The organism is Citrobacter sp. Cpo069 (genome assembly GCF_030332785.1).
In the GTDB taxonomy this organism is placed as follows: Bacteria; Pseudomonadota; Gammaproteobacteria; order Enterobacterales; family Enterobacteriaceae; genus Citrobacter; species Citrobacter portucalensis.
Genome location: NZ_JAOWHD010000059.1, coordinates 547,931 through 562,049, shown reverse-complemented (window position 1 = coordinate 562,049; position 14,119 = coordinate 547,931). Strand labels below are relative to the sequence as shown.

Below are 14,119 nucleotides of genomic sequence, written 5' to 3'. Positions count from 1 at the left end.
GGTTCCGGAAAGCTTTCAGCTTTGGGCCAGTTATTAAAACCCCTTTTGATTTGTTAAAACACCTTGCGGTCTGGCAACTGCAAGGGTTAAACAAGAAATCAAAAGGGGGTCCCAATGGGGGACGAAAAGAGCTTAGCGCACACCCGATGGAACTGTAAATATCACATAGTTTTTGCGCCCAAATACCGAAGACAAGCATTCTACGGGGAGAAACGTAGGGCGATAGGCAGCATCTTAAGAAAGCTGTGTGAGTGGAAAAACGTGCGGATCCTGGAAGCGGAATGCTGTGCAGATCATATCCATATGCTTGTGGAAATCCCGCCCAAAATGAGCGTATCCGGTTTTATGGGTTATCTGAAAGGTAAAAGCAGTCTGATGTTGTATGAGCAGTTTGGTGATATGAAGTTTAAATACAGGAACAGGGAGTTCTGGTGTCGTGGGTATTACGTAGATACGGTGGGTAAGAACACAGCAAGGATACAGGAATACATAAAGCACCAGCTTGCAGAGGATAAAATGGGCGAGCAGTTATCGATCCCTTATCCGGGTAGCCCGTTTACGGGCCGTAAGTAACGAAGTCTGATGCAAATGTCAGATCGTATGCGCCTGTTAGGGCGCGGCTGGTAACAGAGCCTTATAGGCGCATCAGAAAAACCTCCGGCTATGCCGGAGGATATTTATTTGTCTGCAAGGTTGAACTGTAACAAAACGCAACGCAGACTAATGACATTCAGTTAATCGGGTGTCTCATGTCATTACTTTCTCGTTATTCCTTCTCTGTTAAACCTCAGGAAGCGATCCTCATTGTGATCACCATGTTCTGGGGTGGCACGTTTTTGGCGGTGCAATATGCCGTTACCCTGAGCGGCCCTTTTTTCTTTGTCGGTGTGCGTTTTGCCACTGCCGCGCTGGCGGTCGCGCTTTTGTCGTTACACACACTGCATAAGCTGACGTGGCTGGAAGTTAAAGCAGGGGTTGCAATCGGTATCGCAATTGCGCTGGGTTATAGTCTGCAAACCTGGGGGTTACAGTTTATTCCCAGCAGTAAATCGGCGTTTATTACCGCGATGTACGTACCGTTGGTGCCGCTTTTACAATGGTTGTGTCTGGGACGCATACCAGGTCTGATGCCGTGCGTCGGCATTGTGCTGGCCTTTATCGGATTGATTTTTCTTGCCGGACCGGGAGGCAATTTACTGGCTTTAGGCGAAGGCGAGTGGATCACACTCGCCGGTGCGGTGGCGATTGCGGCAGAAATTATCCTGATTAGCGCGTGGGCAGGAAAAGTGGATGTTCGTCGGGTAACGGTAGTGCAACTGGCAACCGCTTCGATAGTGGCGTTTATGGCGATGGGACCGGCCGGAGAGACCGTACCACCAATGTCTACCGGATTGCTGGTGGTGGCGCTGGGGCTGGGGATTTTTAGCGCGATTATTCAGGTCACCATGAACTGGGCGCAGCGCAGCGTTTCGCCGACGCGCGCGACGGTTATTTATACCGGTGAACCGGTGTGGGCGGGGATCTTTGGCCGTCTGGCGGGTGAACGCTTACCGCTACTTGCATTGCTTGGTGCGGTATTCATTATTGTTGGCGTACTGGTCAGCGAGCTGAAGTTCAAAAAGAAAAAAGTACTTGGACAAGAGGCGCCGCCGGAATCGCTTTAATTTAACCATTCACCGCGTGATTTGGTATGCTGACGCCCTCACAAGAAGGAGAGGGCGCATGGTCCAACGCGCAGAGAAAAAAACAGGTAAGCGCTCGCAGGCCGTCAGTGCAAAACGCCAGGCCATCTTAACCGCGGCATTAAATATCTTCTCCCAATATGGGATCCACGGCACGCGCCTGGAGCAGGTGGCAGAGCAGGCGGGCGTTTCAAAAACCAATCTACTTTATTACTACCCGTCAAAAGAGGTGCTTTATATCGCCGTTTTACGGCAGATCCTCGACATCTGGCTGGCTCCATTGAAAGCTTTTCGCGAAGACTTTGCGCCGCTGGTGGCCATTAAAGAATACATTCGCCTTAAGCTGGAAGTGTCGCGCGATTACCCTCAGGCCTCACGGCTGTTTTGTATGGAGATGCTGGCCGGAGCGCCTTTATTGATGGCAGAACTGGAGGGGGATCTCAAAACGCTAATTGATGAGAAATCCGCGCTGATTGCCGGTTGGATCAAAAGCGGAAAACTGGCTCCGGTCGATCCGCATCATCTGATTTTTATGATTTGGGCTTCAACTCAGCACTACGCCGATTTTGCCCCACAGGTAGAGGCGGTGACGGGCGCAACGCTGCGTGATGAAGCCTTTTTTAACCAAACGGTGGAGAGCGTACAGCGGATGATTATTGAAGGGATCCGCGTGCGTTAACTGGCCGGCGGTAACGGGCAGCTTAAATCGCCTTCTTCACACTGTAAGAGCGAGGCGAGAAACGCTTCGCGCTCGTTGGTCTTATCCGTCAGGCACTGGCTGGAAATCATCGCCTGAACGCTACCGCCTTCAGTGCCAGAACTGATTAACGCACAGTCCGCATCGCGCAAAGTTATCCAGGATATTTGCGCTTTTTTCAGTAAATCGCGCTGGGTTGGGGCGGCGCGCTTCAGCGCATTCTGATAAGTTTCATTAAGTTTGGCGTCGGCCGCCTTATACTGCTCTGCCGCACAGGTGTTCATCTCAATCTGCGTGTTCGCGTTGGCGCAGTCATCCGCCAGCGCCTGGCCGCTAAGCAGCAGCGCTGCACATGTCAGTACGATTCGTTTCATGCTTCCCTCTGGCTTCATAAAAAAAGGCCCCGTTACCGGAGCCTTAATTAACCACAACCTTAGCCGATTGTCATCAGGCTGGCGTTCCCCCCAGCAGCGGCGGTATTGACGCTCAGGGAGCGCTCAATATACAACCTTTCCAGCAGGATATTGCTTTCGGCGCGGGCAAAGCCCTGGACCGACACAATCGCTCCTTCGCGGGCCGCCACCGCTTCACACAGTGCGCGAAGCTGATCGGAATCACCGTGGAAAATAACCGCATCAAACGGCTGCGTAGTGATGTTGTCCGCTTTGGCAAACTGGATGCGCCCGGAAACTACTGCTGGCAGGCGTTTTGCCAGGTCGCGATGGAATGTATCATCTGGCCACAGGATTAAGCTACCAACGGAAGTTACAGCGGCAACCTGTACCAGCGCATCCTGTTCATCATCGGCGATACACAGCACGCGTTCGCGCGGCAACAGCGTCCAGGTATTGCGCTCGCCGGTGGGTCCTGGCAGCAGGCGTTGCGTTCCGGCCTGCGCCAGTTCACCAAACTGTTGGCAGAGCGCACGCAGTGCTGGACGATCGGTTGCCCATTCGCTAAGCGCTTCCAGCGGCTGAACGAGCGCCGTTTTAAGCTGTGCATCGACAGGGTATTCGGCATCCTGACGGGCAAGCGTAATGCCTAACGCATTTTCCGGACGGTTTGCCAGCAGGCGGTACAGATACAGCGGTCCACCCGCTTTTGGCCCGGTTCCTGACAAGCCTTCGCCACCGAATGGCTGCACTCCGACGACGGCGCCGACCATATTGCGGTTAACGTACAGGTTCCCCACATGTGCCGAACCCGTGACCTGGGCGATGGTTTCATCGATACGGGTGTGCACGCCCAACGTCAGGCCGTAGCCGGAGGCATTAATTTGCTCAATCAGACTGCCCAGATTGTTGCGGGTGTAACGCACAACGTGCAGTACCGGACCGAACACCTCTTTTTGCAATTCGTCGAAGCTTTCCAGCTCGATAAGCGTCGGCGCGATAAAGGTACCGCTTTGCCATTCACGCGCATCGTCGCTGTTTTCGCGCGCGGCCTGGAACACCGGACGCCCTTTGGCGCGCATGGCCTGAATATGGCGCTCAATATTGGCTTTGGCTTCTTCATCGATTACCGGTCCAATATCGGTGGTCAGGCGGCCCGGATTACCCATGCGGCATTCCGCCATTGCGCCACGCAGCATTTTCAGCGTATGGTCGGCGACATCGTCCTGCAGACACAGGACGCGAAGCGCGGAGCAGCGCTGTCCGGCGCTGTCAAAGGCAGAAGCCAGAACGTCGACCACGACCTGTTCCGTTAACGCAGAAGAGTCGACGATCATGGCGTTCATCCCGCCGGTTTCGGCGATAAGCGGGATTGGACGCCCCTGAGCATCCAGGCGGGTCGCGATATTACGTTGCAACAGCGTGGCGACTTCCGTTGAGCCGGTAAACATGACGCCGCGTACGCGCTCATCGGAAGTGAGCTGTGCCCCGACCGTTTCGCCCTGGCCGGGCAACAGTTGCACCACGCCTGGCGGCACACCTGCTTCGAGTAAAATGGCAATACCCTGGGCGGCAATCAGCGGAGTTTGTTCCGCGGGTTTTGCCAACACGCTGTTGCCCGCCGCCAGCGCAGCGGCAATCTGCCCGGTGAAAATGGCCAGCGGGAAGTTCCAGGGGCTGATACAGACCACCGGCCCTAACGGACGATGGGTTTCATTATCGAAATCATCGCGGACCTGACCGGCATAATAGTGCAGGAAGTCTACCGCTTCTCGCACTTCCGCAATGGCGTTGCTGAAGGTTTTGCCCGCTTCGCGCACCAGAATGCCAATTAACTGCTGCATCTGGCCTTCCATCAGAACGGCGGCGCGATGCAAAATAGCGGCGCGCTCTTGTGGCGGTGTGGCGAACCAGATCGGCGCGTTATTTACCGCGTTCTGCAATGCCTGTTCCACTTCGCTGTGAGTCGCTTCACGCACATAACCGACAATGTCTTTCGGTTCGGCCGGGTTGACGACTGGGGTCATTTCACCGTCAGCAACCGGATGTTCGAGCATCGGTTTAGCGTGCCATTTTTGCAGCGCGCTGTTAAGCAGGGCGGAGGACAGTGAGGCCAGACGATGTTCGTTCGCTAAATCCAGCCCGCCTGAGTTTTCGCGGCCTTTACCGTACAGGTCACGCGGCAGGGCAATCTTCGGATGTGGCAGACCAGCCTGGCCTTCCTGCTGCGCCAGTTTTTCAACGGCTTCGACCGGATCGGCTACCAGTTCATCCAGCGGCAGGGTAGTGTCTGCAATGCGGTTGACGAACGAGGTGTTGGCGCCGTTTTCCAGCAGACGACGCACCAGATACGCAAGCAGCGTTTCATGCGTGCCGACTGGCGCATAAATACGGCATGGACGGTTCAGCTTACCATCCGCTACTTTGCCGGTGACCTGCTCATACAGCGGTTCGCCCATACCGTGCAGGCACTGGAACTCGTACTGACCCGGATAGTAGTTTTGACCGGCCAACTGATAAATCGCCGCCAGCGTATGGGCGTTGTGGGTGGCGAACTGCGGGTAGATCAGATTCGGTACCGCAAGCAGTTTTTTCGCGCAGGCCAGATAGGAAACGTCAGTGTAGACCTTACGGGTATAGACCGGATAACCTTCCAGACCGTCCATTTGCGCACGTTTGATTTCGCTATCCCAGTAGGCGCCTTTAACCAGGCGGATCATCAGGCGACGGCGGCTGCGCGTGGCGAGGTCAATCAGGTAGTCGATAACATACGGGCAGCGCTTCTGGTAGGCCTGAATAACAAAGCCGATACCGTTCCAGCCCGCGAGTTCAGGTTCAAAGCACAGTTTCTCCAGCAGATCGAGGGAGATCTCCAGTCGGTCGGCCTCTTCAGCATCGATATTGATACCGATGTCGTACTGGCGCGCCAGCAGAGTAAGCGACTTCAGACGCGGATAGAGTTCATCCATTACGCGGTCATACTGCGCGCGACTATAACGCGGATGCAGCGCTGACAGCTTGATAGAAATGCCCGGCCCTTCATAGATGCCGCGACCATTTGAGGCTTTACCAATGGCGTGGATTGCCTGTTGGTACGAAACCATATAAGCCTGGGCATCGGCGGCGGTCAGAGCCGCTTCGCCCAGCATGTCGTAAGAGTAGCGGAAACCTTTTTCTTCCAGTTTACGGGCGTTAGCCAGCGCTTCGGCGATAGTCTCTCCGGTGACGAACTGCTCGCCCATCAGGCGCATTGCCATGTCGACGCCTTTACGCACCAGTGGTTCACCGCTTTTACCGATAATACGGTTGAGTGAGCGTGAGAGGCTGGCTTCATTATGCGTAGAAACCAGACGACCGGTAAACAACAGCCCCCAGGTCGCCGCGTTGACGAACAGGGACGGGCTACGTCCAATGTGCGACTGCCAGTTGCCGTTGCTGATTTTGTCGCGGATTAACGCATCGCGGGTTGCCTTATCAGGAATACGCAGCAGGGCTTCGGCCAGGCACATCAGCGCGACCCCTTCCTGCGAAGAAAGTGAGAATTCCTGCAATAAACCCTGTACCATCCCGGCGCGGCCGCTGGCGGTCTTTTGGTTACGCAGTTTGTCGGCCAGATCGTACGCCAGCTTGTGCGCTTGCTCCGCGATGGGTTGCGGCAGACGAGCCTGTTCCATCAGCATCGGCACAGCATCGGTTTCGGCTCGGCGGTACGCGGCGGTGATTGCTGCGCGGGAAACTGACTGCGGCAGGATCTGTTCGGCAAATTCCAGGAAAGGCTGATGCGCTTCATTCTGCGGCGTGGTTGACTCCTCACCCTCATTCGCGGCACCCGCCAGCAGGGCCGGCAGTTCAGGAAGCGCGTCGTCATTTTCCAGTCTTTCGAGATAATTAAAGATGGCTTGCTTGATCAGCCAATGTGGCGTGCGATCGATTCGTGATGCTGCTGTTTTAATACGCTCGCGAGTGGCGTCATCCAGTTTAACCCCCATCGTGGTGGTTCCCATGCCGTTTACTCCTGTTGTACTGAAATACGGGTCTGATAGTTACCGAGAAATATCCACTATGTTGCAACTTTGTGCAACCGTGTTAAATGTGACTTGGTTTGCAAGCTTGGAAATGAATGAGATGTTAATAAATATGAGTCTTATGATGTGGGCTGTAAAAATTACAGAATCTTTTTCTCTGCGGTAGTTAACACTTTTAAAAGGTGCAACCGAAAAAAATGTGAGAGAGTGCAACCTACAGAAAAATGCTATCTACTCTGGATTAAATTTGATGTAAATGATGTGTTAAATCGATTGTGAATAACCATCGCTTCCGGCAGGATACGGTCGCCCTGGTCAACATAGATATCTTTGCCACGTTCCGGCAGGGTAATAAAACGGCAAGCCACGGCATTGCTGATACATAATTTTGGAGAGTTTTGATGGCTATTAGCACACCGATGTTAGTGACATTCTGTGTCTATATTTTCGGCATGATATTGATAGGGTTTATTGCATGGCGTTCAACCAAAAACTTTGACGATTACATTCTGGGTGGACGCAGTCTGGGTCCATTCGTGACCGCGTTATCCGCCGGGGCATCTGACATGAGCGGCTGGTTGCTGATGGGTCTGCCTGGCGCGATTTTCCTGTCGGGGATTTCAGAAAGCTGGATCGCCATCGGCCTTATTTTGGGCGCCTGGATCAACTGGAAGCTGGTGGCCGGACGTTTACGCGTACACACCGAATACAATAACAATGCGCTGACGTTACCGGATTACTTTACCGGTCGCTTTGAAGATAAAAGCCGAATTCTGCGTATTATCTCCGCGCTGGTTATTCTGCTGTTTTTCACCATCTATTGTGCTTCCGGTATTGTGGCAGGGGCTCGTCTGTTTGAAAGCACCTTTGGAATGAGCTACGAAACAGCACTGTGGGCGGGCGCGGCCGCAACGATCATTTATACCTTTATTGGTGGTTTCCTGGCGGTTAGCTGGACCGATACCGTCCAGGCCAGCCTGATGATCTTTGCTTTGATCCTGACGCCGGTGATGGTAGTCATTGGCGTGGGTGGATTCGACGATTCGCTGGAAGTGATTAAACAAAAGAGCATTGAGAACGTGGACATGTTCAAAGGGCTGAATTTTGTTGCCATCATTTCCCTGATGGGCTGGGGTCTGGGCTACTTTGGTCAGCCGCATATTCTGGCGCGCTTTATGGCTGCAGATTCCCACCATAGCATCGTTCATGCTCGCCGCATTAGCATGGCCTGGATGATTCTGTGTCTGGCAGGTGCTGTAGCCGTGGGCTTCTTTGGTATTGCTTACTTTAACAACAACCCACAGCTTGCCGGTGCCGTTAACCAGAACGCCGAGCGTGTGTTTATTGAACTGGCGCAAATCCTGTTCAACCCGTGGATTGCCGGTATTCTGCTGTCTGCGATCCTCGCTGCGGTTATGTCGACCCTGAGCTGCCAGCTGCTGGTGTGCTCCAGCGCAATCACCGAAGATTTGTACAAAGCGTTCCTGCGTAAAAATGCCAGCCAGAAAGAGTTGGTGTGGATTGGCCGCATCATGGTGTTGGTCGTGGCACTGGTGTCTATCGCGCTGGCGGCGAACCCTGAGAACCGCGTACTTGGTCTGGTAAGCTACGCCTGGGCGGGCTTCGGCGCGGCGTTTGGTCCGGTGGTTCTGTTCTCGGTAATGTGGTCGCGTATGACCCGCAACGGCGCGCTGGCAGGGATGATCATCGGTGCGGTGACGGTAATCGTCTGGAAGCAGTTTGCCTGGTTGGGTCTGTATGAAATCATCCCGGGCTTTGTTTTCGGCAGCATCGGTATTGTGGCCTTCAGCCTGTTGGGTAAAGCGCCTTCAGCTGCTATGCAGCAACGTTTTGCCGAGGCTGATGCGCATTATCACTCAGCTCCGCCATCGCGTTTACAGGCAGAATAATCTGCCTCTGTCTTCAAGCCCGCCGCGAGCGGGCTTTTTTATTGCTTCCGTTGTAAACCTGCCGTAACCGTTACCCGCCTAACTGTTTACATTAAGTCATCATTCTCAAAACATTCTGCTTGAGTTTTTCTTTTCTGTAATGATAATCACTATCACTGTAATTTACTTTTCTTTTCATCAATTGACCGAGAATAACGTTTAAGGGTTCTTCGCATGTTTGTTCCATTTCTAATTATGTTGCGCGAAGGGTTAGAGGCCGCGCTGATTGTCAGCCTGATTGCCAGCTACCTGAAACGGACTCAGCGTGGTCGATGGATTGGTGTGATGTGGATTGGTGTTCTGCTGGCGGCGGCGTTATGCCTGGCGTTAGGGATTTTCATCAACGAAACCACCGGTGAATTTCCGCAAAAGGAACAGGAGCTGTTTGAAGGCATCGTGGCGGTCATTGCCGTGGTGATCCTCACCTGGATGGTGTTCTGGATGCGTAAAGTTTCGCGCAACGTCAAAGTCCAGCTTGAACAGGCTGTCGATAACGCGTTGCAACGCGGCAACCATCACGGCTGGGCGCTGGTGATGATGGTCTTTTTTGCTGTTGCCCGTGAAGGGCTGGAGTCGGTGTTCTTCCTGCTGGCAGCATTCCAGCAGGATGTAGGTATCTGGCCGCCGTTAGGCGCGATGCTGGGACTGGCTACCGCGGTGGTACTGGGTTACCTGATTTACCTCGGCGGCATTCGCCTCAACCTCGGGGCATTCTTTAAATGGACCAGCCTGTTCATTTTGCTGGTGGCTGCCGGTCTTGCCGCTGGGGCAATCCGCGCTTTCCACGAAGCCGGGTTGTGGAATCATTTTCAGGATGTGGCGTTTGACCTGAGCAGCGTGCTGTCGACGCATTCACTGTTTGGCACATTGATGGAAGGCATTTTCGGCTATCAGGAAGCGCCAAGCGTTAGTGAAGTCGCTGTCTGGTTTATCTACCTGATTCCGGCGTTGGTTATGTTTGCGTTACCGCCGCGTTCAGGCACTACGGCATCGCGTACCGCACCTTGATAAAAACGCGATGCAGAATACTTTTTAGTTACAACATACTTATTTATAGGGATAGGTTATGACGTTTAATTTTCGCCGTAGTGCGCTGCAGCTAGGTATCGCCGCGCTGTTTGCCTCCGCTTTTAATGCACAAGCTGCCGATATTCCGCAGGTGAAAGTCACGGTTAACGACAAACAATGTGAACCGATGACTATCACGGTTAATGCCGGGAAAACGCAGTTCATCATCCAGAACCATAGCCAGAAAGCGCTGGAGTGGGAGATCCTCAAAGGCGTTATGGTGGTTGAAGAGCGCGAAAACATTGCACCAGGCTTTAGCCAGAAAATGACCGCTAACCTCCAGCCTGGCGAATATGATATGACCTGCGGTCTGTTGACTAACCCGAAAGGCAAACTGATCGTAAAAGGTAGCGCAACGGCGGATGCCGCGCAAAGCGATGCTCTGCTGAGTTTGAGCGGCGCGATTACCGAATACAAAGCCTATGTGACAGCCGAAACCGCGCAGTTGGCTGCGGGCACTAAAGCCTTTACCGATGCGATTAAAGCAGGCGATCTGGAAAAAGCGAAATCGCTGTATGCGCCAACCCGTCAGCATTATGAGCGTATTGAACCGATTGCTGAACTGTTCTCCGATCTCGACGGCAGCATCGATGCGCGGGAAGATGATTATGAGCAAAAAGCCGCCGATCCTAAATTTACCGGCTTCCACCGCCTGGAGAAAGCGCTGTTTGGTGACAATTCCACCAAAGGTATGGATAAGTACGCCGACCAATTAAACAGCGATGTTCTTGACCTGCAAACGCGTATTAGCGAGCTGGCTTTCCCACCGTCTAAAGTTGTTGGCGGGGCAGCAGGACTGATTGAAGAAGTTGCTGCCAGCAAAATCAGTGGGGAAGAAGATCGCTATAGCCATACCGATCTGTGGGATTTCCAGGCTAACGTCGATGGTGCGCAGAAAATTGTCGATCTTTTGCGTCCTCAGTTGCAAAAATCCAATGCTGAACTGCTTGCGAAGGTGGATGCGAACTTCAAAAAGGTCGATACCATTCTGAGCAAGTACCGTACCAAAGACGGCTTTGAAACCTATGACAAACTGACTGATGCCGATCGTAATGCACTGAAAGGGCCAATCACGACGCTGGCGGAAGATTTGTCGCAATTACGCGGTGTTCTGGGTCTGGATTAAGCACTATGCAGCAAGATAATGAAAACGGCGTGAGCGAACCGTCACGCCGACGTTTACTGAAAGGGATGGGCGCCCTGGGTGGGGCGCTGGCGCTGGCGGGTGGGTGTCCGGTTGCCCACGCGCAAAAACCACAAAGCGCGCCGGGCACGTTGTCTCCGGATGCACGTAGTGAAGCGCAGCCGTTTTATGGTCAGCATCAGGCGGGGATCCTGACGCCGCAGCAGGCATCAATGATGCTGGTGGCATTCGATGTTCTCGCCAGCGATAAGGCCGATCTTGAGCGTTTATTCCGGTTGCTGACCAGCCGGTTTGCGTTTCTGACCACCGGTGGACCGGCGCCGGATACGCCGAATCCGCGTCTTCCCCCTATGGATTCAGGTATCCTTGGCGCATACATTGCGCCAGACAACCTGACGATGACGTTGTCAGTCGGCTCCTCGCTGTTTGATGAACGCTATGGCCTGAAATCGCAGATGCCGAAAAAGCTGCAAAAAATGACCCGCTTCCCGAATGATTCACTGGATGCGGCGCTGTGCCATGGCGATGTGCTGCTGCAGATTTGTGCCAACACCCAGGACACCGTCATCCACGCGTTGCGCGATATCATTAAACATACGCCCGATCTCCTTAGCGTGCGCTGGAAACGTGAAGGTTTTATTTCCGACCACGCCGCACGTAGTAAAGGCAAAGAGACCCCGGTCAATTTGCTTGGCTTTAAAGACGGCACCGCGAATCCGGACGCTACGGACGCGAAGTTGATGCAACACGTGGTGTGGGTTACGGACGGGCAGGGCGAGCCTGCCTGGGCACAAGGCGGAAGCTATCAGGCCGTCAGGCTCATTCAGTTTCGCGTTGAGTTCTGGGATCGTACGCCGCTGAAAGAGCAGCAAACGATTTTTGGTCGCGATAAACACACCGGCGCACCGCTGGGTATGCAGCATGAGCATGATGTGCCTGACTATGCCAGGGATCCTGAAGGCGAGGTGATTGCGCTCGACAGCCATATCCGTCTCGCAAATCCGCGTACGAAAGAGACCGACTCCAGCCTGATGATGCGTCGTGGCTACAGTTATTCGCTCGGTGTGACTAATTCCGGTCAACTGGATATGGGGCTGTTGTTTGTCTGCTATCAACACGATCTGGAAAAAGGTTTTTTGACAGTGCAGAAACGTCTGAACGGTGAAGCGCTGGAAGAATATGTCAAACCGATTGGTGGGGGATATTTCTTTGCTTTGCCGGGTGTTAAAACTGCAGATAATTATCTGGGACAGTCTCTGCTTGAAGCCTGATGATTATGCCCCGCAGTACAGCGGGGTTTTTCCTGACATCTTGATGAAGGAACAAACTATTTTTTATGATCGGTATGCGACTGAAATAATTCTGTCATCTTTCTGCAAGAGACTGTCTCTGGTGATAAGATAGAATTTAAGTTAACAACAAGTAAAAATATTGTTGCATTAGCGAAAGGTTATGATGTACTTATAAGTAATAGCGGTAGTTCCCGGCGGTGATTGTCATTCACTATGGAGATCGCGAATGGAAAAGTCCTGTATTGGACACGTTTTTCACAGTAACAGCAGTACCTTACGCGGACGTTTCTCTTCCGGTAGCCTCCTCGTCACCGCTAAATCTCTCTCTCATTCACTTCTTATCTTCGCAACTGACGCCCTGTACGGTGCGCGTAGCTGTGCGTGGCGTCTTATCCGAAAGCAAGCAATGGCTTACAAGGAAGCCAACCCTCAGATGTTCGTGCGCATAATCGTGCCGCCAACGGCGCGTGTGATGTATACCTACAACTCAAGGTGCTATCCATGGGAAGACAAAAAGCAGTGATCAAAGCTCGTCGTGAAGCAAAACGTGTGCTGAGGCGGGATTCGCGTAGCCATAAGCAACGTGAAGATGAATCGGTCACCTCGCTTGTGCAGATGGGCGGCGTAGAAGCGATTGGTATGGCGCGTGACAGTCGCGACGCCTCGCCAATCACGGCGCGGAATGAAGCTCAGGCGCACTACCTGAATGCTATCGAGAGTAAACAGCTGATCTTCGCCACCGGTGAAGCCGGGTGTGGTAAAACCTGGATCAGCGCGGCAAAAGCAGCAGAGGCCCTGATCCATAAAGATGTGGACAGGATCATTGTAACCCGTCCAGTTCTGCAAGCTGATGAAGACCTCGGCTTCTTACCTGGAGATGTTTCCGAGAAGTTTGCTCCCTATTTTCGCCCCGTGTATGACGTGCTTGTCAAACGGCTGGGAGCCTCCTTCATGCAATATTGCCTGCGACCTGAGATTGGTAAGGTGGAAATCGCGCCGTTCGCCTATATGCGTGGACGTACATTTGAAAATGCAGTGGTCATTCTTGACGAGGCTCAGAACGTCACTGCTGCGCAAATGAAGATGTTTTTGACCCGCCTCGGGGAGAATGTGACGGTGATTGTGAATGGGGATGTGACCCAGTGCGATCTACCAGCCCACGTTCGCTCAGGGCTTAGCGATGCGCTGGCCCGTTTCGAAGAAGATGAGATGGTTGGGATTGTTCGTTTCAATAAAGACGATTGCGTCCGCTCTGCGCTCTGTCAGCGGACGCTCAACGCTTACAACTGATAAGTACTCCGTCTTCAAGGCCCGGGAAACCGGGCTTTGTTGTTTGACGCCAGTACATGACCGGTCGGGGCTTCTCATCCCCCCCGTAGATGTGCAACATGCGAAAAAAAGCCCGTACTTTCGTACGAGCTCTTCTTAAAATATGGGGGTGAGGGGGGGGATTGACTCGCTTCGCTCGCCCTTCGGGCAGCCCACTCACTCCGTTCGCGGTCTGTCCAGCTGGCTGCGCCAGCAGTCGAACCCCGGTCGGGGTTTCTCATCCCCCCGTAGATGTGCAACATGCGAAAAAAAAGCCCGTACTTTCGTACGAGCTCTTCTTAAAATATGGCGGTGAGGGGGGGATTGACTCGCTTCGCTCGCCCTTCGGGCAGCCCACTCACTCCGTTCGCGGTCTGTCCAGCTGGCTGCGCCAGCAGTCGAACCCTGGTCGGGGCTTCTCATCCCCCCGCAGATGTGCAACATGCGAAAAAAAAGCCCGTACTTTCGTACGAGCTCTTCTCAAAATATGGCGGTGAGGGGGGGATTGACTCGCTTCGCTCGCCCTTCGGGCAGCCCACTCACTCCGTTCGCGGTCTGTCCA

11 protein-coding genes, 1 tRNA gene and 2 other RNA genes (1 of these 14 only partly in view) are annotated in these 14,119 nt (G+C 53.5%); 9 read left to right on the top strand and 5 right to left on the bottom strand.

The annotated features are described in order from the left end of the window. The first annotated feature begins 114 nt into the window (after positions 1-114). The 3 genes from tnpA (at position 115) to rutR (ending at position 2,361) form a co-directional block, all read left to right on the top strand. A complete protein-coding gene (gene tnpA, locus OGY08_RS18765; protein WP_057069660.1) occupies positions 115-573 on the top strand; it encodes an IS200/IS605 family transposase in 459 nt (152 codons plus the stop codon). Between the two features lie 176 nt (positions 574-749). Beyond that, entirely contained in the window at positions 750-1,664 is a 915-nt protein-coding gene (locus OGY08_RS18760; RefSeq protein ID WP_125363396.1) for a DMT family transporter, read from the top strand. A gap of 58 nt (positions 1,665-1,722) precedes the next feature. Beyond that, positions 1,723-2,361: an HTH-type transcriptional regulator RutR gene (rutR, locus tag OGY08_RS18755; protein ID WP_003036026.1), complete on the top strand. Its 639-nt coding sequence runs from the start codon at positions 1,723-1,725 to the stop codon at positions 2,359-2,361. On the opposite strand, the gene OGY08_RS18750 is transcribed toward rutR, so the two are convergent. Together OGY08_RS18750 and putA are read right to left on the bottom strand one after the other, a co-directional pair. Continuing rightward, on the bottom strand, positions 2,358-2,753 hold the full coding sequence (locus tag OGY08_RS18750; RefSeq protein ID WP_032936250.1) for a lysozyme inhibitor LprI family protein: 396 nt from the start codon (positions 2,751-2,753) through the stop codon (positions 2,358-2,360). The genes rutR and OGY08_RS18750 overlap by 4 nt on opposite strands. Positions 2,754-2,812: 59 nt before the next feature. Then, positions 2,813-6,775: a trifunctional transcriptional regulator/proline dehydrogenase/L-glutamate gamma-semialdehyde dehydrogenase gene (putA, locus tag OGY08_RS18745; RefSeq protein WP_125363397.1), complete on the bottom strand. Its 3,963-nt coding sequence runs from the start codon at positions 6,773-6,775 to the stop codon at positions 2,813-2,815. Between the two features lie 422 nt (positions 6,776-7,197). On the opposite strand from putA, the gene putP reads away from it, so the two are divergent. The 6 genes from putP to phoH all read left to right on the top strand — a co-directional run bounded on the left by putP (position 7,198) and on the right by phoH (position 13,539). Further along, positions 7,198-8,706 (top strand): sodium/proline symporter PutP, encoded by a 1,509-nt coding sequence (gene putP, locus OGY08_RS18740; protein WP_125363398.1) that lies wholly within the window; start codon positions 7,198-7,200, stop codon positions 8,704-8,706. Between the two features lie 213 nt (positions 8,707-8,919). Next, the gene (gene efeU / locus OGY08_RS18735) at positions 8,920-9,753 is read left to right on the top strand and encodes an iron uptake transporter permease EfeU (protein WP_032942940.1); all 834 of its coding nucleotides are present in this window, start codon (positions 8,920-8,922) and stop codon (positions 9,751-9,753) included. Positions 9,754-9,811: 58 nt separating this feature from the next. Beyond that, positions 9,812-10,939, top strand: a complete 1,128-nt coding sequence (efeO, locus tag OGY08_RS18730) for an iron uptake system protein EfeO (protein WP_125363399.1) — start codon at positions 9,812-9,814, stop codon at positions 10,937-10,939. A gap of 5 nt (positions 10,940-10,944) precedes the next feature. Beyond that, positions 10,945-12,228, top strand: a complete 1,284-nt coding sequence (gene efeB, locus OGY08_RS18725; protein ID WP_079934902.1) for an iron uptake transporter deferrochelatase/peroxidase subunit — start codon at positions 10,945-10,947, stop codon at positions 12,226-12,228. Positions 12,229-12,475: 247 nt separating this feature from the next. Continuing rightward, complete coding sequence (locus OGY08_RS18720; protein WP_172111178.1) at positions 12,476-12,772, top strand: hypothetical protein; 297 nt, start codon at positions 12,476-12,478, stop codon at positions 12,770-12,772. Then, positions 12,751-13,539 (top strand): phosphate starvation-inducible protein PhoH, encoded by a 789-nt coding sequence (gene phoH, locus OGY08_RS18715; RefSeq protein ID WP_003832078.1) that lies wholly within the window; start codon positions 12,751-12,753, stop codon positions 13,537-13,539. The genes OGY08_RS18720 and phoH overlap by 22 nt, the downstream gene beginning before the upstream one ends. Positions 13,540-13,684: 145 nt before the next feature. On the opposite strand, the gene OGY08_RS18710 is transcribed toward phoH, so the two are convergent. From OGY08_RS18710 to OGY08_RS18700, 3 genes are all read right to left on the bottom strand, one after another. Beyond that, positions 13,685-13,820, bottom strand: a non-coding RNA gene (locus OGY08_RS18710) — RtT sRNA. Between the two features lie 44 nt (positions 13,821-13,864). Further along, positions 13,865-14,001, bottom strand: a non-coding RNA gene (locus OGY08_RS18705) — RtT sRNA. A gap of 44 nt (positions 14,002-14,045) precedes the next feature. After that, positions 14,046-14,119, bottom strand: a tRNA-Ser gene (locus OGY08_RS18700); it runs 123 nt beyond the window's last position.

What these genes read in the sequence shown, in the direction of transcription:
- OGY08_RS18760 (WP_125363396.1), top strand. Translation starts at nt 750, where the DNA reads ATGTCATTACTTTCTCGTTATTCCTTCTCTGTTAAACCTCAGGAAGCG.
- tnpA (WP_057069660.1), top strand. Translation starts at nt 115, where the DNA reads ATGGGGGACGAAAAGAGCTTAGCGCACACCCGATGGAACTGTAAATAT.
- putP (WP_125363398.1), top strand. Translation starts at nt 7,198, where the DNA reads ATGGCTATTAGCACACCGATGTTAGTGACATTCTGTGTCTATATTTTC.
- OGY08_RS18720 (WP_172111178.1), top strand. Translation starts at nt 12,476, where the DNA reads ATGGAAAAGTCCTGTATTGGACACGTTTTTCACAGTAACAGCAGTACC.
- rutR (WP_003036026.1), top strand. Translation starts at nt 1,723, where the DNA reads ATGGTCCAACGCGCAGAGAAAAAAACAGGTAAGCGCTCGCAGGCCGTC.
- efeB (WP_079934902.1), top strand. Translation starts at nt 10,945, where the DNA reads ATGCAGCAAGATAATGAAAACGGCGTGAGCGAACCGTCACGCCGACGT.
- phoH (WP_003832078.1), top strand. Translation starts at nt 12,751, where the DNA reads ATGGGAAGACAAAAAGCAGTGATCAAAGCTCGTCGTGAAGCAAAACGT.
- putA (WP_125363397.1), bottom strand. Translation starts at nt 6,775, where the DNA reads ATGGGAACCACCACGATGGGGGTTAAACTGGATGACGCCACTCGCGAG.
- OGY08_RS18750 (WP_032936250.1), bottom strand. Translation starts at nt 2,753, where the DNA reads ATGAAACGAATCGTACTGACATGTGCAGCGCTGCTGCTTAGCGGCCAG.
- efeU (WP_032942940.1), top strand. Translation starts at nt 8,920, where the DNA reads ATGTTTGTTCCATTTCTAATTATGTTGCGCGAAGGGTTAGAGGCCGCG.
- efeO (WP_125363399.1), top strand. Translation starts at nt 9,812, where the DNA reads ATGACGTTTAATTTTCGCCGTAGTGCGCTGCAGCTAGGTATCGCCGCG.